The sequence below is a fragment of the Candidatus Chlorohelix sp. genome, from assembly GCF_037138995.1.
In the GTDB taxonomy this organism is placed as follows: domain Bacteria; phylum Chloroflexota; class Chloroflexia; order Chloroheliales; family Chloroheliaceae; genus Chlorohelix.
The window spans coordinates 21598-43026 of the sequence record NZ_JBAXHI010000032.1 but is presented as its reverse complement, the minus strand read 5'-3'; the positions used below and the strand labels follow the sequence as shown (position 1 = coordinate 43026).

Genomic DNA, 21429 nt, shown 5'->3' with positions numbered 1-21429 from the left:
CTACGGCGGCGGCAGACCTCCCGGTCCCGGTGGACCCGGCGGTAGAGGACCTGTAGCGCCCCCAGCTTTTGAACCAAGCCGAGGTGATAGACGAGCATCTGACCGTGAGCGTGACCAAGCTCGCGAAAAAGCGCGTGAAACCCAATTTGAACGCGATGGCAGCGGCGCGAGACGCAATAAAGATGCCGGTGGCGCTAGATTCGGTGTGGGCGGCAGAGCGGGTGTAATGAACGCTACGACTGCACCTAAGCAATCCCGAACTGGTATTCGCCGCATGGTCGAAATCTATGAGCTTCCTCCTACCCTAACCGTAAAAGAACTAGCGGATGAGTTGGGGGTTGGACCTAACGACATCATACGCGAGCTTATTAAAAACGGCGTAATGGCGAGCATCAATCAGGTGATTGATTATGATACCGCCGAGATTGTTTCGGGTGAACTTGGCTTTGAAACCCGTGAGGTTGTGCCAATTAAAGAAGATTCTCAGGAATTGCATATTCCTACCAAAGAGGAAATAACGCAAGACCCTGAAGCCGAATTGCGCCCACCGGTGGTTACAATCATGGGTCACGTTGACCATGGTAAAACCAAATTGCTCGATGCGATACGTTCTACCAACGTAGCGGCAGGGGAAGCCGGCGGTATTACTCAACATATCGGTGCGTATCAGGTTGAAATTAGCGGTAAAAAAATCACCTTCCTAGATACTCCCGGTCACGAAGCCTTTACCCAAATGCGTGCGCGTGGCGCACAAGTCACCGACATTGCCATTCTGGTAGTGGCGGCGGATGACGGCGTAATGCCCCAAACGCTAGAAGCATTAAGCCATGCTAAGGCGGCGGGTGTCTCGATTATTGTTGCTATAAACAAAATCGACCGTGAAGGCGCAAATATTGATAGGGTAATGAGCCAGTTGAACGAAGCTGGATTGATACCGGAAGAATGGGGCGGTGAAACGCCTTTCGTAAAGGTATCTGCTAAAAATAGAATCGGTATTGACGACTTGCTGGAAATGATTCTAATGGTATCCGAGTTGGCAGAATGGAAAGCCAATCCCAATAAAGATGCAATTGGAACAATTATCGAGGCAGAGTTGGACAAGAATCGGGGACCTATCGCTACCGTACTGATACAAAACGGTACGCTCAACGTAAAGGATTACGTGGTAGTAGGCACTGTAATGGGGCGCGTCAAGGCATTGATGGATGACAAAGGTCGCCGTATTAAACGCGCCGAGCCAAGTACCCCTGCCGAGATTCTAGGTCTGGAAGGCGTGCCTATCGCGGGTGATATTCTAATAGCAGTTGGCGATGAAAAGACTGCCCGTGATTTGGTAGAAATGCGCTCTCGCCAGAAATCGCAGGACAGCCAAGAAGTCACTCAGGCTATTACCTTGGATGACCTGTTCAGCCAGATTCAAGCGGGTAAAGTCAAAGAATTACGCATTATTCTCAAAGCAGACGTGCAGGGTTCAGTGGAAGCTATCCGAACTTCGCTGGAAAAACTCTCCAACGAGAAGGTCAAAATTAAAATCCTGTTCTCCGGTACAGGCGCAATTACAGAGTCGGACGTTATGTTGGCAGCGGCAGACCGCAGCGCTATCATTATCGGCTTCAATGTGCGCCCGGACGTAGCCGCCAAACGTGCCTCCGATAAATCTAAGGTGGACATCCGCTTCTACAACATCATTTACAACTTGATTGATGAGGTGAAGCTGGCAATGGAGGGTATGCTCGAACCGACCTTCCAAGATGTCACCGATGGTTATGCCGAAGTGCGACAGGTCTTTAAGGTTGGCAAGAGCGACGCTTTCGCCGGCTTGTTTGTTACCGATGGCAAATTGTTGCGCGGCGACAAAGTGCGGGTATTACGCAATGGTACTGTTATGTACGATGGCGGCGTATCCTCGCTCAAACGCTTCAAAGATGACGTGCGTGAAGTGGCAGCCGGGTACGAATGCGGTATCGGTCTGGATGACTTCAACGACTTCCAAGAAGGGGACGCTTTGGAGTTTTACCACAAGGAACAGGTCAAAACCCTGCTCAATTAAACCGATACGGGCGAGGTTTGCCCTTCTTCTGATAGAGAAAAATCCTCTAGCTTCCGGGTTAGAGGATTTTTGATTTTCACTACTCCGCCCCTACGGGAACGGGTAGCGGGGGTTCTGTAGGAGCAACCGCTATGTTGCGACAAAATACGCCCCTACTATTTTTTATGGTAAAATGGCAAACAAGCTGAAAAAGCTAACGCGCGTTTTATAAGTGAAGAATGCGCTGCCATCAAAAAAGAGGTGTCATGAGTTATTACGTAATAGAAGGCGGCAAGCCGCTCAAGGGGCGCGTGCGAGTAGCCGGCGCAAAAAATGCCGCTACCAAGCAAATTGTAGCAAGCCTCCTGACCGGAGAAGATGTAGTATTGAGCAATGTTCCGCGCATCGGAGATACCGATGTAACCCTCAATGTTTGTAAAAGCATTGGCTTGAAATATAAATGGCAAGATACTACTACTCTAAAGCTTTCCACCCCCCAAATACTAACCCCCGAAGTGCCGCTTGCCTTTAGCGGGCTTAACCGTATCCCCATACTATTATTAGGACCTTTACTGCATCGCTACGGCAAAGCGGTAATACCTATGTTGGGCGGTTGTAACATCGGGGAACGCCCGGTAGATTTTCACGTACAGGCATTGGAAAAACTTGGGGCGAAAATCGTTTACCAAGAAGGGCGCTATTACGCCGTTGCCGATAAATTACAGGGTACAATGCTAGAATTGCCCTATCCGAGCGTGGGCGCAACCGAAAATATCTTGCTCAGTAGCGTATTGGCGCAAGGGCGAACTGTAATTAAAAACGCTGCCATCGAACCGGAAGTGATTGATTTGGTAATGATGCTCCAGAAAATGGGCGCAATCATTTTCGTGGATACCGCTCGAACCATCGAAATCGAGGGGGTAGATGAATTACATGGAGCGTCACACACCGTTATCAATGACCGTATCGAAGCAGCCAGTTTCGCGGTAGCCGGTGTCATAACCGGAGGTGATGTAATTGTGGAAGGCGCAGAGCAACACCATATGCTCACCTTCCTTAACAAATTACGGCAGGTTGGCGCAAACTTTGAAGTTTTGGATAAAGCCATTCGCTTTTACCATCCCGGCGGCGCTCTTAAACCGATTGCCCTCGAAACCGATGTGCATCCCGGCTTTATGACCGATTGGCAGCAGCCAATGGTAATGTTGATGACCCAAATTGAAGGGCTTTCGGTGGTGCATGAAACCGTTTATGAAAAACGCTTTGGCTACACCGAAGACCTAAAGCGGATGGGCGCAGAAATTCAGCTTTATAAAACCTGTCTTGGCGAAAAAGCGTGCCGTTTCAAAAGCCTTGACCATGCTCATAGCTGTGTAATAAAAGGCTCTACGCCCTTGCACGCCGCCGATATTACTATCCCTGACCTTCGCGCCGGTTTCAGTTACCTGATTGCAGCCGCGGTGGCAAAGGGCGTGTCAAAGGTACGCGGTATCCAGTATGTAGAGCGTGGCTATTCCAACATCCTGAGCAAATTCCAATCGCTAGATGCTAATATGCGTCTGGTAGAGGAGTAAAAATCTAAACTGTAACGGCGGCGGGTGTGGCATTGCCCGCCGTTTTTATATTGGGGAAAAGAAGCTACTCAAGCATCCGCCGCATAGTTGGTAACGGCGGTTTCCTCCCGCGATTCGCGCTCTCCGGCATCCAGCGCATCTTTCTGTTTCTTCAAGCCAAATACGATAAGACCGTTTACAATGGTGAGCGCTCCTTCTGCAATTCCATGCAAGTAATCAACATGCGCCAATGTAGAGGCATTGATTACTTTTAGCGCAATTGCGCCCGCCACTGCCGTTACCATGATAAAGCCTATCATCGAGCAGAAACCGATGAAAGTAAACTTATTAATTAAGCGGGGGTCATGCTTACGGATTCGCCAAATGAGAAACAGGAACAGCATATAGGGAATGAGAGAACCCGACATGAAAATTTTATCCACGAGATGCCCCCTTGCTTTTTGAAGTATCCGTTACCGAGCGCAAGAACAGGAACGCCCACAACGCGAAACTACAACTCCCGAAAAATGTTAGATAGCTCTGCAATTCATTCAAGCCAACCCATGTATCTTCTGTTATATGATATATGAGGGCGCAAAAGCCGCTCAGCATGTAGGGTATCATCACAAGGGGCATGCGCTTGAACCATACATTATTCATGCGTTTCCCTATCGTATAGAAAAGTATCATAGCAAGCGACCACTCTATCACGCTGCTAAAGTGGACTATCCACGTAGGGATGGAAAGCAAACCAATCATACATAAACTCCATAAAAAGCCCTGCTCGGTAGCGAGCATAGGAACAAGGATTATTGTTTAACCTTCCAACGCCAGAGTCGGGCTAGGCTTGGGGCGCAATACCGGCACGTACCAACGCGCAAAGTTGAAAGCCATTTTGCCGAATATTCTCAAACCGCTGGTAACGGGCAGTTTTGCCATCTCTTTGTGTAGGTAGCTATCAAAGGTAAGACGCTGCACATCCACATCACGGCACATCTGAGTAAAAACCTCAAACTTGCGATTATCTCCAAAATAAATATTCTGCAAGCGGTCGAGGAAGCGATACATTGTGCCGTATTGCTTTTTCCAAATTTTCTCGTATTCGCTCAGGTTTGCGGCAACCGGATTATCCTGAAACTTGAGCAGCGTTTCGGCAGCGATTTTGCCGCTTTTCATCGCCCAATAAATACCCTCGCCGCTGGTACTAACCACCATACCGGCGGCATCGCCAATCAGCATTGCGCGGTCGTAAGCAAGTTTTTTCTGGTGGCGCATCGGCAAAGCGTGGGCTTCAGTGGCATAGATTTTGCCATCCTTTAGCTTAGTTCCGGCACGTTCTACCAGATTATTCAGATAGCTGCGAACTTTGGTGGAATGTTCGGGTCCTGCGCCAACCCCAACCGAAAGATGGTCATGTTTGGGGAAAATCCAGCCGTAGAAATCGGGCGAAACCTCATCGCCAAGATACAATTCGGCAGTTTCGCGCCATTCCTGCATCTGGCTTTCGGGCAAGCGGATACGATATTGCATCGCCACGCATTGCGGGACACGCGGAGCGCCCAACGCCCGCGCCACCATCGAATATGCGCCATCCGCGCCGATAACGGCAGCCGCTTCTATTTTCTTCTCCACCCCTTTTTCTTCGTAAACCGCTTTCACGCCCTCCGGCGTTACCTTGATAGAGAGCAACTTAGCTTCAATTACTTCCGCGCCCGCTTTGGCAGCCTGTTCCCGCAAATAATTGTCGTAAACTTCACGGCGCACCATTCCGATAAAATCCTTATCAGTGGGCTTGCTACCAAGCACCGCTATATCGGTTTCGCGCCCGGTAGGGGAATAGATGGTGGTATATTTCATGCGGCAATCTATAATTTCGGGGGGGATACCAAACTCATTGATTACCAGTGGGGGAATTGCGCCGCCACAGGGCTTGGCTCTGCTAAAGCTTCTTTCCAACACCAAAACGTCCGCGCCGCCTTCCGCCAAGGTACGCGCTGCCGTTGCCCCACCGGGCCCACCGCCTACCACCAAAATCTTTGGCTTCGCCATCGTGCCGAACCTCCCAATCTATTTTTCCAGCATAAAAAAAACACGCTCCACCGCTTTAACAGGATTATAAAGAGTGGCAACCATTCCCTCAGTAGCCCTAACTACAGCTAACCCGCAGGCTTTAGCTTTTGGGGGAAGGGCATCTCCAGCGTCGCCCCTACGGGTTAATTCTCTTGATATTGGTTCGAGGGTTTTAATTCGTAGGGGCGCAGCGGAATGCGCTCTCGTTCGATGGGGGCAATCGGGGGGGAAATTGGAAAGGGCGTATTCAAATACGCCTCTACGGGAACGGGTTCGGGGCGTTGGCATGACTCTAAAATGTTACGAAAAAGAAAAGAAAAGTAGCTAGATTTCCCCCTTATTTTCTCATATTATATAATATTGGTATAATCCTAAAGCGGAAAATATACCAATGCGCCTCCGCTTGACTCCATATCTCTGGCGAGCTACTTTCCCTAATGCGAGGGGTCTTTTATAATAAATAAGGAAGTTATTTGATGCCACATCGTTTTACTACTACAAATTCGGATGCCACCTACAGCGATATTTTCTACAACGCGCCTTATTCTATGTTTATCATTGACCGGGATTTCAAGCTAACCGCGCTTAACAATCGGGCAACCGAGTATATCCAGTTGGTATTGGGCTATGTACCCGCGCTTGGTGTGGATGTGCGCCCCATCGGGGCTTTCTTTAATCTCACGGATTTTGAAAAGCATATGGAAGAAGCTTTCGCCGGCAAGCTCCTTACGCTGGAACAGCCCTTTAGTAGCCCGCTTGTTAGCTGGAATTGGCTTGAGACTAGCTATATTCCCCTAAAAAATGGGCAAGGCGCTGTTACTTCGGTTTGTTTTGCTGTTCGTGATATTTCGCAACGTAAATATACAGAAGCTGCGCTGAGTAAGAGCCTTTCCTTCAATCGCGCTTTTGTTAACGCCATCCCGGATATACTTTTGCGAATAGACCGGGATGGGAGCTTTGCAAACTATCATGCGGAAGAATCGGACAGCCCCTTACAAGCGAAACATGTTGAAAATGCAAAGGCGTATCTAACGCTAACCTTGAATAGCGGCAAGCCCCAAGTGTTTGAAAGCAAACTGGAGATTGACGGTAGCCCCTACTATTTTGAAACCCGCCTGATAGCCAGCAACGAAAATGAAGTGCTGGCGATTGTGCGGGATATTACCGAGAGTAAAATTGGCGAAGAAAAACTTAAACTATATATTCAGGAAGCGTATGACCTGTACCAACACGCGCCCTGCGGTTATCATTCGCTGGATAAAGACGGCATATTTATCAATATCAATGATACCGAATTAGGCTGGTTGGGCTACACCCGCGAAGAGGTGATTGGCAAACTCAAAATAAGCGACCTGTTTACCCCCCAATCTCTGGAAACCTATCTAACAAATTATCCCCTACTTATGAAGCAGGGTTGGCTTAAAGACGTTGAGATTGAAATCATTCGGAAAGATGGGCGACCTCTCCATGTGCTGGTAAACAGTACCGCTATAAAGGATGAGGCGGGAAACTTTCTCAAAACCCAAACCGTGCTGTATGACATTACCGAACGCAAGGAGGCGCAACAAGCCCTACGCGAAAGCGAGCAACGCTATCGTATGCTGGCGGAAAACATCAGCGATATGGTAGTGGTCTTAGGTTTTCAGTCAAAATACCTCTACGTTTCTCCTTCTTGTGAAGGGGTTCTCGGCTACACCTCAGAAGAATTGCTTGGGAAAACCGGCTTGGATTTTATTCACCCTGATGACAGAGCTAATGCACGCAACGCGCTTACTAATGTTCGTGAAAAACATGAGCGTGACGACCAATTATTGGCGCGTTTCCGGCATAAAGCGGGGTATTATGTTTGGCTGGAAGGGCGGGGGCAAACTCGCTTCTCCCCAGAAACGGGAGAGCCGCTAGAATTCATTGGTAGCATGCGAGACGTAACCGCGCAAGTTGAAGCGGAAACAGCCCTGCGCGAAAGCGAGCAACGCTATCGTTTGCTGGCGGAAAATATCACCGATGTGATAATGTCGCTAAATTTCAAAGGTGACTACACCTATGCCTCCCCCTCCGCTAAAATGGTTCTCGGCTATACCCCAGAGGAGTTGCTTGGGCAAAACGGTTTGGCTTTTATGCACCCTGATGATACCCCCAAAGCAATTGCCACTCTCAGAGATTCGCGGGACAACCACGAGGATTATAATAACGTAGCATTTCGCTATCGGCATAAAGCGGGGCATTATATTTGGGTGGAAGGGCGGGGGCAAACTCTTTTCTCCCCAGAAACGGGAGAGCCGCTGGAGTATATTACCAGCGTGCGAGACGTAACCGCGCAAGTTGTGGCGGAAACAGCCCTGCGCGAAAGCGAGCAACGCTATCGTTTGCTGGCGGAAAATATCACCGATGTAGTAACTATAACAAACGGTTTGGGCGAATACATCTATATTTCCCCCTCCGCTAAAGCGGTTATCGGCTATGACCCTGTGGAACTGCTCGGAAAAGCTTCAGGGGATTTCCTCCATCCCGAAGATTTGCCGCTCGCGATTGCCGCTACTAGGGAGTCGAACGCTGAAAACACAGCCTATACTGACTTAGTGATACGCTACCGACATAAAGCGGGGCATTATATCTGGGTGGAAATACAAGTATTAAAACAGAAGAGACATAATGCTGGTGAGGACATCCATAAAGCGGGGCATTATATCTGGGTGGAAATACAAGGGCAAAAAAGCCGCGTAACCGACGAAACGGGGGAGCCGCTGGAGTATATTGCCAGCTTGCGGGATATAACCCAAAGGGTTGTGGCGGAAGCAGCTATGCGCGAAAGCGAGCAACGCTATCGCTTGCTGGCGGAAAATATCGTTGACGTGGTTATAGCCTTAGATAAAGATAATATATACAACTACGCCTCCCCCTCTTGCGAGAAAGTGCTAGGCTACACTTCGGATGAGCTAAAAACGCTTTGGGGTCCGGGCTTGATACATCCCGATGACGTGCCAATACTGCACGCTTCAATAGCAAGAAGCCGGGCTTCCCAAACTGTTTATGAGTCGATTTCTGTCCGCTTTCGGCATAAGCAAGGGCATTATATCTGGCTTGAGCTTGGCGGGCAGTCGGTATTTTCAAAGCTAACCGGAAAATTAGAAAGCCTAATTATTACCCTACGCGATGTTACGGCGCGTAAAATGGCGGAAACAGCCCTACGCGAAAGCGAGCAGCGCTATCGTTTGCTGGCAGACAACGTCATTGATGTGGTTATAGCTCTAACGAAGGATAGCCAATACCTCTACGCTTCCCCCTCTTGCAAAAGGACGCTAGGCTACACTTCGGATGAGCTAAAAACGCTTTGGGGTCCGGGCTTGATACATCCCGATGACGTACAGATAATTGCTACCTCAAAGTTGAGTAACCGGGTTTTGCCTGCCGATTACGAGCTAATATTTGTCCGCTTTCTGCACAAGCAAGGGCATTATATCTGGCTTGAGATTGGCGGACAGTCGGTATTTTCAGAGCTAACCGGAGAATTAGAAAGCATAATTATTACCCTGCACGATGTTACGGCGCAGAAGATGGCGGAAGATACGCTAAAGCGCAGTCATGCGTTTGAAAAGCTTGTCGCTGACATTTCTTCCAAATTACTGAGGGCTAACTTTGAAAATACTGAGGCTGAGATAAGCCAAGCCCTTAGCGAGGTCGGGCAGTTTCTGGAAGTAGAACGCAGCTACATTTATATTTACACCGATAATGGCAATAGTATAATCAGAAGTTTTGAATGGCACGCCGAAGGTATCGCTTCGATTGATAAAAATCGGGTAAAAATTAACCGCCCAATAGAATCATGGGCTGATTTCCGCACCAAAAACGGGAAAGCTATACGCCTGAACACTCTGGCAGATTTGCCCGAAGAAGCAAACGTGTTCCGGGCATTGCTGGAACATGCAAGTATCCAATCAATTGTGCAGTTTCCCTTGATGCTAGAACAGGAAGTTATAGGCTTCATCACCTTTGAAACCGTAACTAGGCAAATGTCTTGGGGCGAAGACGATATAGTGTTGCTACAAGTAGTGGCGGAAGTTTTCGCAGGCTCATTTAAACGCCGGGAAGTGGAACGCGCCCTAATCGAGCAACGCGATTTCGCGCAGTTGGTGATGGACAATATGGGGCAAGGGTTAGCGGTTTCGTGGAAAGGAAGCGACCTTAGCTATATTAATCCGGCTTTAGTCAAACTTATGGGCTATTCAGCCGAAGAAATGAAAGGCAAATCCCCGCTGGGATACACCAGCCCGGACTACCTACAGGAAGTGCAGGAAGTTCGGCAACAGTGGTTTAACGGTAAAGCCGCTACGGTTGAATGTAAGTTGCTGACAAAAGGTGGGTCAAATACCTATGTTTCAATCTCCGGCAACCCTTTCTATAATAAGGGCGAACTGGCAGGGGTTATCGCCGTTATCACCGATTTGACCGGACGGCGCAAAGCCGAAGAAGCCTTGCGAAATAGCGAGCGGCTTTTGAGAACGGTGGTTTCAAACGCGCCGCTGATTCTGTTTGCCTTTGACACTAACAGTACGCTCACTTTTGTAGAGGGCAAGGGGCTTTCCTACTTTGGGATTGAACCCAAAGAGCTTGTGGGGGGAAATGCTCAGCGTTTGCGGGATGACATAAGCTCCTATCTATTGGATAAATTCACCGAGCTTGTAGCGCGAGCCTTGCGCGGGGAAGTTGTGCAAAGCGTCACGAAAATAGGAAGCCGTTATTTTGAAGGGGTCTATACGCCGGTTAAGGATGCAGAAGGGCGCGTAAACGGCGTAATCTGCGTTAGCTTCGACATCACCGAGCGGATGATAGCAGAGGAAGAACTCAAGAAGAGCCTCAAAAATGAACGGGAACTGAGCAACCAAAAATCACAGTTTATCGCCACCACCTCGCACGAGTTCCGCACTCCGCTCACTATCATCAACTCTTCGGCGCAACTGCTGGAGTATTACGGGCATAAATGGACAGATGAGCGCAAGCAGGAATTATACCAGCGCATTTATTTTTCAGTGGTAAATATGACCGACCTGTTGGATGATGTGCTGCTGCTAAATAAAGCGGATGCCGGGAAGCTGGATTTCAACCCGGTTGCGCTGGATTTCAGCCAATATTGCGCCACGCTGTTGGAGGAAATCCAGCTTGGAGTTGGCACAAAGCATCAATTCGACCTGCAAATTGAACCCGCGCCGTCGTTGATGCAAGGGGATACCAAGCTACTCCGGCAAATTATCTCAAACCTGACAACCAACGCCATCAAGTATTCGGCGGAAGGCAGCACAGTATATTTCAGGCTGAAATATGAGGCAACTAAGGCATATGTAGAAATAGAGGATGAAGGTATCGGGATACCGCCGGAAGGATTAGAGCATCTATTTGATGTGTTCTATCGGGCGAAAAACGCGCATCAAATAGAGGGAACGGGGCTTGGTATGCCGATTGTAAAGAAATGCCTAGAAACGCATAATGGCAACATCGAGGTGGAAAGCGAATTGGGCAAGGGTACGCTGTGCCGGGTGTGGATACCGTTAGGGTAAGGCGTGGGTGTGCAAAGAAAGATAGCAATGGATACAAACATTCTAATAGCTATAGCAAATTTTATGGAACAGCCTATCTCAAAAGTAAAAGAATATAGTAAAGCTAAAACAGGCATAAATATAGTGGGTGAGCCATTAGAGTATTATATTAAAGACCTCTTTTGCAATACATTAGCCATAACAGACCGAAACGAAAAAGACCGAAGGTACTCGGATTATTTCTCTTATCTCGGAAATCAGAATAATCCGCCTGATTTCGTTATCAGGAATGGGGATGCGGTAGAAGTTAAAAAAATCGAGTCTTTAAGCGGAGATTTAGAATTAAATAGTTCCTATCCAAGAAATAAACTGAATAGCGATGACCCAATGATTAGCAAAGGCTGTCGCAAGTGCGAGGAATGGAGTCAAAAAGATTTAATCTACATTATTGGTACGGTAAATAAAGGTAGTCTCAAATCAATCTGGCTTGTTTACGGCGATTGCTATGCTGCCGATAGAGCAATATATCGGCGTATAGCTAACACCATCAGGCAGGGGATAACAGAAATTCAAGGGGTACAATTTACCGAAACAAAAGAGTTGGGTAGAGTAAATAAAGTTGACCCAATGGGCATAACCTACTTACGAGTGCGTGGAATGTGGGGTATAGCGCATCCGGCAAAGGTTTTTCAATACCTTTGTGATGATGCTAAACCTGAACTTTCTCTCAACGCAATAATGCTCAAGGATAAATATTTGTCTTTTCCACAAAGCGATAGAGCTAGATTGGAAAGTATAGAAAAAGAAGGATATAGTATTAAGGATGTCGAAATAAAATATCCTGACAACCCTGCAAAATGGTTAGAGGCAAAGCATATTAGTTATAAGGTCAAGTAATTGATGAAAATAGCGTCTTTGTTTTCGGGAGCCGGTGGACTTGATATAGGATTCGAGCTTGCAGGATTCGATATTGCTTGGGCTAATGAATATGACAAGTCAATTTGGGGAACATTTGAATATAATTTTCCAGAAACTACTCTTGATAGAAGAAGCATAACAGAAATAGATTCCCGGGATATTCCTTTTATAGATGGAATTGTGGGAGGGCCGCCTTGCCAAAGTTGGAGTGAGGCGGGCGCAAGGCGTGGTATTGATGATAGAAGGGGGCAATTATTCTTTGAATATGTCCGAATTTTAAGAGATAAAAAACCTCTGTTTTTCCTTGCAGAAAATGTTTCAGGTATGTTATTTCTTAAAAATCGAGACGCGCTAAACTATATAATCAGCCTTTTCAAAGAATTAGACTACAATGTTTCCTATTATTTACTTAATTCGATGAACTATGGAACGCCTCAAAGTAGAGAGCGATTGATAATAGTTGGGTATCGTTCTGATACTAACAAAATATTTTACCCGCCAAAACCTGATAATAAGCTGGTAACTCTGGCGGATACAATATGGGATTTGCGAGATAACGCAAAACCTGCCTTGGCGAAAAACAAAACTAATGGTAAAGATTTGGCTATACCCAACCACGAATATTTTATTGGCGGATTTTCCACGATTTATATGTCCAGAAATCGTGTGAAGAATTGGAACGAGCAATCGTTTACTATTCAAGCTAGTGGTAGGCATGCGCCAATACATCCGCAAGCCCCAAAAATGGAGTTGGTAGGTAAAGATAAAAGGGTGTTTGTAGCTTGTCAGGAACACTTATATCGAAGGCTGTCTGTACGTGAATGTGCCAGAATCCAGACATTTCCTGATAGTTATATCTTTAAATACGAAAACCTTGATGATGGTTACAAGATGGTAGGCAACGCTGTTCCAGTCGAATTTGCCAGACAATTAGCAGCGCAAATTTATAATGACCTAAAAGAATTTCTAGGAAAAGATACCATTAATATTGCTGCTAAAGACGATATTAGGAATAAAAATCTAAATGATGCTTGGTATCAGCTAACCTATTAAACCTCCAACGCGCCCGCTTTCTCCGGCACATCGGCGGGTTTTGCGGCTGCCCTTAACGATAGGGACAGCCCTAACGCCAGCAGCATTACCACGCTACAGCACATAAACGGCACGACCTCGCCAAAGGTGTTGAAGATGAAGCCGATTCCCAAGGGACCCAGCATACGCGCCAGACTGCCCACCCCTTGCGAAATGCCCAATACTTCGCCCTGTTCTTGCGCTCCGCTGGTGATGGAGATGACGGCGGTACTTGTGGGCGTGGCGATGCCCTGCCCGACTGCCAGAAAGAATAGCGCGAAAAACATCAACGGCAAGATGTTGCCAAGCGGGATGAATATCATCGAAATTGCCAGAATCAGCAAGCCTAGCCTGAGCGTTTTGTAATCGCCCAAGCGTTTGACCACTACGCCCACGAAACCGCCCTGCATGATTATCACCAACACGCCCATATAGGCGAAAAGGTAGCCGTAATCTTGGCTGGTAAAATTATAGCGGCGTTGCGCGAATAGCGGCATTAGCACCTCGAAACCGGTAAATGCTACGTTGAAGAAGAAGAATACCAGAATCGGAAGGCGCAATTCGGCTCTTTGCAAGGCGCGATAGATGTTTTGCAACACGCTGAGGGGGCTACTTATGCGCTTGTTGCGCCGGGCGATTTGCCGCAATTCCGGCGATAGCGATTCGGGCAACATGAACCAGCCCAAGCCTAGATTGATAATAGTAAGAGTCGCTGCCACATAGAAGGGCAAGGATTGGTTGATGCTGCCGAGCGTGCCGCCTATCGCGGGTCCAATAACGAAGCCCAGCCCGTATGCCGCCCCTAGCATGCCCATCCCTTTTGAGCGGTTCTCTGGCGTGGTAACATCGGCGATGTACGCGCTTGCCGCCCCCATCGAGGAAGAGCCGAAGCCGTTTATGGCGCGTCCGAGAAACAGCACCCACAACGCCCCGCCGATGCCCGTCACCGCAAAAGCGATGGAGTTCACCAGCAAGCCAAGCAAGATGATAGGTCTCCGCCCAAGCCGATCCGACAATGCCCCCATCACCGGCGTGAATATTAGTTGGCTCAACGAGAAGGTGGCAGTAAGCGAACCTACCGTGAAAGCGTCCGCGCCAAAGTGCATGGCGTAGAACGGCAGCAGCGGAATGACCATGCCAAAGCCTATCAGGTTCAGTAGCACAGTCATAAAAACTATCAGCAAGGGCGATTTTTTCATCTTCCAGCATTCCTCCTTAGTGTTATCCGGTTCAGGATATAACCCGAAGGCGCGAAAGTATAGGGTTTAAACTACAAAAGGGGTAAAAGAAGGGCGGTTCGGGTTCTGTAGGAGAGGGCTATTGCCCTCGATGATGCGCCCTCGATTGGTGGCGCAATTCGTTGGATTGGGGCAACGGACGAAGGGCGCATCGAGCCACGCCCATATAAGAACAGAAGTGCTTATTTCCTGCGTTTGAGCAAAAGCTATGTTATAATAGCGCGGATTAACTTAGCAAACATAACCAAAGGTACAGGTCGCTGTTTAAATGAATAAGGTATTAGATGAGTTCAGGAACGGTCCAACGGATATACTATGCCCTGAATGTCGTGAGCTTAACCCGATAGATGACGAAAAGTGCTTTAACTGTGAGACTGAACTACTAAAACCTGTGTCCCTGTGGCGCAATTTTGCAGATGTAATTATTCGCCCGCTAGTTGCAATGAAGCGAATCGCCGCTACAATGCCTTACTGGCAAGGCGCGTTTTTGTATTTCTTGCTTATTGCGATTGTAGCAGTGTCTCAGGTTGCCAGCCTTTTGAGTTACGGTCAGAATGTGCTGGACAAAAAAATCGAGATGAGCCGCTTCCAAGTGGTGCAGGTGCTGGATGACCGAAACGGCGAAGTGCCGCTCAGTACAGACCAACGCGCTGCGCTGACTAATAATTCCACAGACTCGACCTTAAACCTAACCGATGCTCAGCTTACAGAACTGAATGACGTGGATGACCAGCGCATCCGCTTAACCGAAAAGCAATTTGTTTATCTGCGCGATAACACCGATTCTAAGGTTAAGCTGAACGATAAACAGATTGAGCTAAATAACCCTCAGCCTGACCAAGTTCCAAATATTGATTCTAGCTTTATCGGTTCCTTCCTGATTAATGCCATAATCCGAGTTGCTTTCACGGCGGTTTTTGCAATGGCTCTATCGGTAGTCGCCCGTCTCTTTTACAAAGAAGAGTCGCGTACTAACTTCAAGAGCTTGTTCGCTATTGCAACCTTCGCACAGGTCAACCTGTTAATATTGGGGCTTCTATATTTAATCCCGATTGGCATCCCTAGCCTTCTGCCAATTTTGCATGACCCCGGTTTTAGTCGGGGCGATGTCAATATCTACGTTATAGTCATCCAATTTGCGCCCTTGTTATGGCAATTAGCCCTCCTGATTACCGGCGTTCATTTTAGTATGAAGCTGAGTTGGAACCGGAGCGCGTTGGTAGTATTAATTCCGGCTTTATTATTGAAAGTGTTCTTGCAAGTTCCGTTTTAGTGGGGAGTTTGAAGGATGTCGCAAGCGGATATGCCTGAATCTGGCAATCCTTCAGCTACCCTATCAAAGGGCAGACGTGAGCGCGTTTGGGTAATGCCAACTCCGGTTCCGCCCGAATTTTTGGAAGCGGTTTCCGCCGCAGGCTATGGAGCGCTCACCGCCCAACTTTTATATAACCGCGATTTGCGTACCCCCGAAGCAATTGATTATTTTTTCAATGCCGATTATTCCCGCTTGGCTGACCCTTACCTGATAAAAGATATGGATAAAGCGGTGAAGCGCATCCAACAAGCGCTTTCCGCCCATGAAACTTTAGCAATTTACGGCGATTTCGATGTGGATGGGGTTACTGCCTGTAGCCTTTTGGTGCAGTATTTCAGGTCGTTGGGGGTTAAGGTTATACCGCGCATTCCCCGGCGGGTTGAGGAAGGCTATGGCTTGAATCCAACTGCCCTTAAAAATTTGCACAAACAAGGCGTTACGCTAGTAATTACGGTAGATTGTGGCGTTAGCAATGTGGACGAGGTTGCGGTTGCTAACGGACTTGGCATGGATATTATTGTAACAGACCACCACCGCCCCCCCGAAGTTTTACCGCAAGCCTACGCCATTCTCAATGTGAGGCAAGAAGGCTGTCAATACCCTTATAAGGGCGTGGCAGGGGTGGGGATGGCTTTCCATTTGGTTAGGGCATTGAGCAAAGCCGGCATCAAAAGTAATGGGCTGAAGCCGAGCGACTTGCTTGATTTGGTCGCACTTGGTACTGTGGCGGATGTATCGCCCTTAAACGGTGAAAACAGGGTGTTAGTTGCCAGCGGTTTGAGGGCTTTAAACCGCACCACGCGCCCCGGCATTATTGCGTTGATTGATGCCGTAGGCTTAAAGCAGGGCGAACTTGACGCGAGTTCCATTGGCTTTAGCCTTGCCCCCCGCATAAATGCTGCCGGGCGGGTGGATGATGCGATTCTGGCGTATCAATTGCTGCTGACCGATTCCTTGCCGGAAGCCCGCGAACTGGCAAGTCAGCTAAACTCCAAAAACCGAGAGCGTCAGGATATGCTAAGTACCGTACTGGAAGAAGCGCATTATCAGGTGACAGAGAAAAAGCTGTTTGAGAAGAATAAACTGATGCTGCTTAGCGGTACAAATTGGCAAGCGGGAATTGTGGGGCTGGTAGCGGGTCGCCTTTGTGAAGAATATTATCGCCCGGTGGTGGTGGTGCAGCGCAGCGATGGTATCTGCAAGGGGTCGGCGCGTAGCATCTACGCTTTCAACATAATTGATGCGCTAAGCGAGTGTGCTGATTTGCTGGAACGCTTCGGGGGGCATCGCCAAGCTGCCGGTTTTACTGTGCTTGCTTCTAAATTAGAGGCGTTGGAAAGTCGCTTGTGTAAAATCGCTGACAGAATGCCCGACTCTGATTTACAGCCACGTTTGCTGGTGGATGCAATTATTGAACCTGACCAGCTTATGCCCACCTATACTGAGAGTTGCTTATTAGCGCCGTTTGGCAGCGAAAACTTGCAACCGCTCTATGCTTGTACCGGGCTGAAGGTGCGTGAAGCCCGTTTGGTGGGTAATGATGGGGTACACTTGCGTTTGAAATTGTTCAACCCTAATAATAGGAAAACGCTTGAGGGTATTGCTTTTCGCGCAGGGTGGCGGGCGGGGGACATCAAACCGGGAAAAACCATTGATGTAGCCTTCAATTTAGAACAAACTATGTGGCATGGGCAGAAACGGCTTGAAGTTTATATAAAAGATATGCGATTCTCTGCTTGAAAATGGAAAAATTTGTGGACTTGCCCCATAATTTTATTGCTCTTTAATAGTAATTTACCGAAATTCTGTAACTATTACGCGCTTAGCCTCAAATTGTAGTACGTAATCTGGCAAAAATTGGTTGAGTTAGTAACAAGTGCTACACCCTAACTATAAGATGTAGCATATAATTAATCAGAAACCGATTGTGAAAAATTTAATTGAAATAGGAAGAATTCAATGTCTGAACTCACCGAACTCACGATTGAAAGCGAAGAATTAGAGCTGGAACCTGAAACCAACGGGACTAGCCCTGCGCGTAAGGGTGGAAAAGAGAAAGCCGAAACGCAAGTAGAAGCCTCTTATGTTTACCCCTTCACCGCAATCGTAGGGCAGGAAGAAATGAAGCTATCCTTACTGCTCAACGTTATTGACCCCCGAATTAGCGGCGTTATGATTATGGGGCATCGCGGTACTGGTAAAAGTACCATTGTGCGGGCGCTTGCTGATTTGCTCCCCCGTATCAAAATGATTAACAACTGTATGTACAGTTGCGACCCAGATACTACTAAACGTGGCGGTCTTTGCCGGGATTGCCGCGACAAGCTCGCGCGTGGTCAAAAATTGACCGGACATATCGCCCCAGTTCCGGTAGTTGATTTGCCTCTAGGCGCTACCGAAGATCGTGTTTGCGGAACAATTGATATTGAAAAGGCGTTGAGTCAGGGCGTTAAAGCTTTTGAACCCGGCTTGCTGGCGCGAGCTAATCGTGGCTTCCTGTATATTGACGAAGTTAACCTTTTGGAAGACCATTTAGTGGACGTGCTGTTGGACGTGGCGGCTGGCGGTGTGAACGTAGTAGAGCGCGAAGGTATCAGCGTGCGCCATCCTGCTCGTTTCGTGTTGGTCGGTAGCGGCAACCCCGAAGAAGGCGATTTGCGCCCGCAATTGCTCGACCGCTTTGGTTTGCACGCTCGCATTGTTACGATTCTTGACCTTGAGCAGCGGGTTGAAATCGTAAAGCGTCGCCATAACTTTGAGATGAACCCGGCTCAGTTTATGGCAGAATATGACCCTCAGCAGGAGGCTTTACGCCGCAAGGTAAAAGAAGGGCAACGTTTGTTGCCGAAAGTTGAGTTGTCGCACGAAATCTTGATAAAAATCGCCGAGCTTTGCCTTGCGCTGAACATTGACGGGCATCGCGGTGAGTTGACCATCGCTCGTACCGCCACCGCCTTAGCGGCTTTCAACCACAAGAAAGCGGTTACAGTGGAAGATATTAGGCAGATTGCGGTGCTGTGCTTGCGCCATCGTCTCCGCAAAGACCCGCTGGATAATACCGATACCGGCGTTAAAATTGAACAGGCGGTTGAGAAAGTTTTGGGACCTGCGCCAGTCAAGAAATCTGCAAAGAAGTAACCAAGAAAATTAACCCGTAGGGGCGACGCTGGAGTCGCCCTTCTTTTATTGCTGTCAGCCGATTTTGCGCCACCGAACGAGGGCGCATTTTGTCGCAACACGGAGGTTGCCCCTACAGAACCCGAACCCTCCGAACCCGATTGTAACAAGGGGCTTAAGCCCATTGCCTGAACCCCTGCCACCCAACCCCCGAATTGTTTGCATTTTTCACACAACATACCGCATTTTTCAATCCACTTATGGTTTAACTCAGCTATGATTGTGCCACTATACAATGGTATATATTACTTTCCGGTGGCTTAGTACCCTTTTCCTCAACCGTTCAGCGTCAGGGCAGAAGGTTTTCTCCTTATTAAATGCCAGTGCAAGCTAAAAACTAACTGAACTGAATTATGTATTAAGGCACACCGGAGAGCCGCAATTATAGATTGCAGGAGTGGCTTAAACATGCGAGTAAAAATATCAGCAATCGCTTCCGCGCTACCTGAAAAGGTTGTTACCAGCGCGGAGGTGGAGCAACGGGTTATGAATTACAGTCCCAGTATTAAAGTTCCTACTGGCATATTGCAATCTCTCACCGGAATAAAAACCCGCCGCTATGTAGAAGATAATGTGAATACGTCAGACCTAGCCGCCGAAGCCTGTAAAAAGGTATTGGCACAAACAAATACCAGCCCTGACGAAATAGATTTATTTATTTTTGCTTCTGCCGGTCAAGACCTTACCGAACCTGCTACTTCCCATATTACGCAATATAAAGTGGGGAGCAACGGGGCGGTAATGGATATTAAGAACGCTTGTAACAGCTTTATCAATGGTATTCAGGCGGCAGAAGCCATGATAATGACGGGGCAGTATCGCAAGGCGTTGGTGGCGGTGGGCGAAACTCCTTCCAAGTGTATCAAGTGGCGGGTGAAGGATAAGAAAGATTTGCGCCTGAGTTTTCCGGGCTATACTTTTGGAGATGGCGGGGCAGCCGCCTTGCTGGAATTGACTGAGGAGAAAACAGGGCTATTTTATCGCAAGTTTTACGCTTATAGCCAACATTGGAACATTGGTACGCTGCTCGGCGGCGGTTCTATGCACCCCAGAGGCGAGGAATACACCTATTTTCAGGGGGATGGAACTGCTCTCAAGGATGCCTTTGTAGAGTTGGGTCCGAATTTGTTGCAGGAGGCGTTGCGCCAAACTAATACTTGTTTCGAGGATTACGCCCGTATTTTCGTGCATCAAGTGACAGTTCCTTTTCTGGAGCAGTTTATCGAAGTGTGCAAAGCGCCTGCTGATAAGGTAGTGTTGACTTTGCCGGAATATGGGAATATGGCGGCAGCTTCTTTGCCGGTTGGGTTTGCGTTGGCGGAAAGTCGGGGCGAAGTCAAAAAAGGGGATAAGGTGATGTTTATCGGGCTGGCGGGTGGCATCAGCGTAGGTTTGATGATGTTTCAGTATTAGGGCAGGTTATTGGTGAAAACAATCGCTATTACGGGAGTAACCGGCTTTATCGGCAGTAAATTGGCTGAATATTTCGCAGAGCGCGGCTACCGCTTAATCGGTTTTGGTAGGCGCGAACCGCTAGAGCCTGCTTTGTTAGACCGCTATATACGTTGGGATATTACCGAAGGTGCGTTGCAATTGGATGAGGCGGTGGATATAGTTTTGCATTGTGCGGGTAATGTTTCAGATTGGGATACACATGAGGTAATGTATCGGGTTAATGTGGAAGGTACCCGCAATGTGCTGGAAACATTTAAGGAAGCCCGCCAGTTTGTGTATGTCAGTACCGCCAGCGTGTATGACCCCCAGCAACATGACGCTTGGCTAACCGAAAACGCGCCTTATCCTTCGAGTTATCTAAACGCTTACGCTACTACTAAGATGGAAGCGGAAAAGGCAATCCGGCAGTATGGGCGTAAGAATGCCGTAATTGTGCGCCCGCATATTATTTACGGACCGGGCGATACCAGCATTCTCCCCCGTTTGTTGGAAGCCCGCCGCTTTGGGCGTTTCCTCGTAGTTGGGGATGGCAGCAATTTGCTTTCTATTACTTACATTGAGAATTTTTGTCGGGCAATTGAACTGATTATTCAAGGCGATTTTGAGTTTGAAATTTTCAATCTGGCGGACGCTTACACCGGAACGGTGGATGAAATTTTGTCGGCGTTTAAGCACGCGCTAGGGTTTAATGAGAAGATGTTGCATATTGATAAGCGTGTTGCGCTGCTAGGCGGCGCTTTGTTGGAGAAGCTTTTCCGGTTATTGCGGTTGAAGCATCCGCCGCTCCTTACTCCTTTTGTGGTGGCGCAGATGGCTTCAGGCTATCGGCTGGATATTTCTAAAGCGTGCGCTAGGTTGGGTTATTCCCCTGAGTACGATTTTTATCGCGGATTTGAGGCGTTAAAGCTGTGGTTAGGTGAGCTTGAAAATCGCAAATTTTTACAGAAGACAGCTTCACAAGCTGAATCACGCTGATTTAAGAGCGAAAATAGTTGATAAATAAGCCATTTCGGGTTACTATAAAGTTATAGAGCTAAGATTCAGGCGCTTCTAGCTGCGTTATTTCTTAAAT

At 48.0% G+C, this 21429-nt stretch carries 14 protein-coding genes and 1 pseudogene; 10 read left to right on the top strand and 5 right to left on the bottom strand.

What is annotated here, in order from left to right; genetic code table 11:
- Window positions 1–2050, top strand: a 2050-nt coding sequence (infB, locus tag WCK19_RS13805) for a translation initiation factor IF-2 (protein WP_342397971.1), incomplete at its 5' end; no start/stop codon positions are given.
- Window positions 2051–2295: 245 nt separating this feature from the next.
- A complete protein-coding gene (gene murA / locus WCK19_RS13800) occupies window positions 2296–3603 on the top strand; it encodes a UDP-N-acetylglucosamine 1-carboxyvinyltransferase (protein ID WP_342397970.1) in 1308 nt (435 codons plus the stop codon).
- A 68-nt stretch (window positions 3604–3671) separates the two neighbouring features.
- Here murA and WCK19_RS13795 read toward each other — a convergent pair whose 3' ends face one another.
- The 4 genes from WCK19_RS13795 to WCK19_RS13780 are packed head-to-tail and all read right to left on the bottom strand — an operon-like array spanning window position 3672 to window position 5940.
- The gene (locus WCK19_RS13795) at window positions 3672–4025 is read right to left on the bottom strand and encodes a DUF3593 domain-containing protein (protein WP_342397969.1); all 354 of its coding nucleotides are present in this window, start codon (window positions 4023–4025) and stop codon (window positions 3672–3674) included.
- Entirely contained in the window at window positions 4018–4341 is a 324-nt protein-coding gene (locus WCK19_RS13790) for a DUF2499 domain-containing protein (RefSeq protein ID WP_342397968.1), read from the bottom strand. The genes WCK19_RS13795 and WCK19_RS13790 overlap by 8 nt, the downstream gene beginning before the upstream one ends.
- Before the next feature lie 57 nt (window positions 4342–4398).
- Window positions 4399–5631, bottom strand: coding sequence for a geranylgeranyl diphosphate reductase (locus tag WCK19_RS13785; protein ID WP_342397967.1), 1233 nt, complete (start codon window positions 5629–5631; stop codon window positions 4399–4401).
- Window positions 5632–5649: 18 nt separating this feature from the next.
- Window positions 5650–5940 (bottom strand): hypothetical protein, encoded by a 291-nt coding sequence (locus WCK19_RS13780; RefSeq protein ID WP_342397966.1) that lies wholly within the window; start codon window positions 5938–5940, stop codon window positions 5650–5652.
- A gap of 188 nt (window positions 5941–6128) precedes the next feature.
- On the opposite strand from WCK19_RS13780, the gene WCK19_RS13775 reads away from it, so the two are divergent.
- The 3 genes from WCK19_RS13775 to WCK19_RS13765 are packed head-to-tail and all read left to right on the top strand — an operon-like array spanning window position 6129 to window position 13154.
- Complete coding sequence (locus WCK19_RS13775) at window positions 6129–11204, top strand: PAS domain S-box protein (RefSeq protein ID WP_342397965.1); 5076 nt, start codon at window positions 6129–6131, stop codon at window positions 11202–11204.
- A 27-nt stretch (window positions 11205–11231) separates the two neighbouring features.
- Window positions 11232–12080 carry an NgoPII family restriction endonuclease gene (locus WCK19_RS13770; protein WP_342397964.1) on the top strand — a complete coding sequence of 283 codons (849 nt, stop codon included), beginning with the start codon at window positions 11232–11234 and terminating at the stop codon, window positions 12078–12080.
- 3 nt (window positions 12081–12083) lie between these two features.
- Window positions 12084–13154: a DNA cytosine methyltransferase gene (locus WCK19_RS13765; RefSeq protein WP_342397963.1), complete on the top strand. Its 1071-nt coding sequence runs from the start codon at window positions 12084–12086 to the stop codon at window positions 13152–13154.
- Here the strand turns inward: WCK19_RS13765 and WCK19_RS13760 are convergent.
- A pseudogene (locus WCK19_RS13760) lies at window positions 13151–14383 on the bottom strand (MFS transporter); the annotation flags it as partial. The gene WCK19_RS13765 and the pseudogene WCK19_RS13760 overlap by 4 nt on opposite strands.
- A 295-nt stretch (window positions 14384–14678) precedes the next feature.
- Between WCK19_RS13760 and WCK19_RS13755 the strand changes: the two are divergent.
- The 5 genes from WCK19_RS13755 (at window position 14679) to WCK19_RS13735 (ending at window position 21332) form a co-directional block, all read left to right on the top strand.
- Window positions 14679–15683: a Yip1 family protein gene (locus tag WCK19_RS13755; RefSeq protein WP_342397962.1), complete on the top strand. Its 1005-nt coding sequence runs from the start codon at window positions 14679–14681 to the stop codon at window positions 15681–15683.
- A 15-nt stretch (window positions 15684–15698) separates the two neighbouring features.
- Window positions 15699–17465: a single-stranded-DNA-specific exonuclease RecJ gene (gene recJ, locus WCK19_RS13750; protein WP_342397961.1), complete on the top strand. Its 1767-nt coding sequence runs from the start codon at window positions 15699–15701 to the stop codon at window positions 17463–17465.
- A 219-nt stretch (window positions 17466–17684) separates the two neighbouring features.
- Complete coding sequence (gene bchI, locus WCK19_RS13745) at window positions 17685–18863, top strand: magnesium chelatase ATPase subunit I (RefSeq protein ID WP_342397960.1); 1179 nt, start codon at window positions 17685–17687, stop codon at window positions 18861–18863.
- A gap of 447 nt (window positions 18864–19310) precedes the next feature.
- Entirely contained in the window at window positions 19311–20315 is a 1005-nt protein-coding gene (locus WCK19_RS13740) for a ketoacyl-ACP synthase III (RefSeq protein WP_342397959.1), read from the top strand.
- A 12-nt stretch (window positions 20316–20327) separates the two neighbouring features.
- Window positions 20328–21332, top strand: coding sequence for an NAD(P)-dependent oxidoreductase (locus tag WCK19_RS13735; RefSeq protein ID WP_342397958.1), 1005 nt, complete (start codon window positions 20328–20330; stop codon window positions 21330–21332).
- The last annotated feature ends 97 nt before the right edge of the window (window positions 21333–21429 follow it).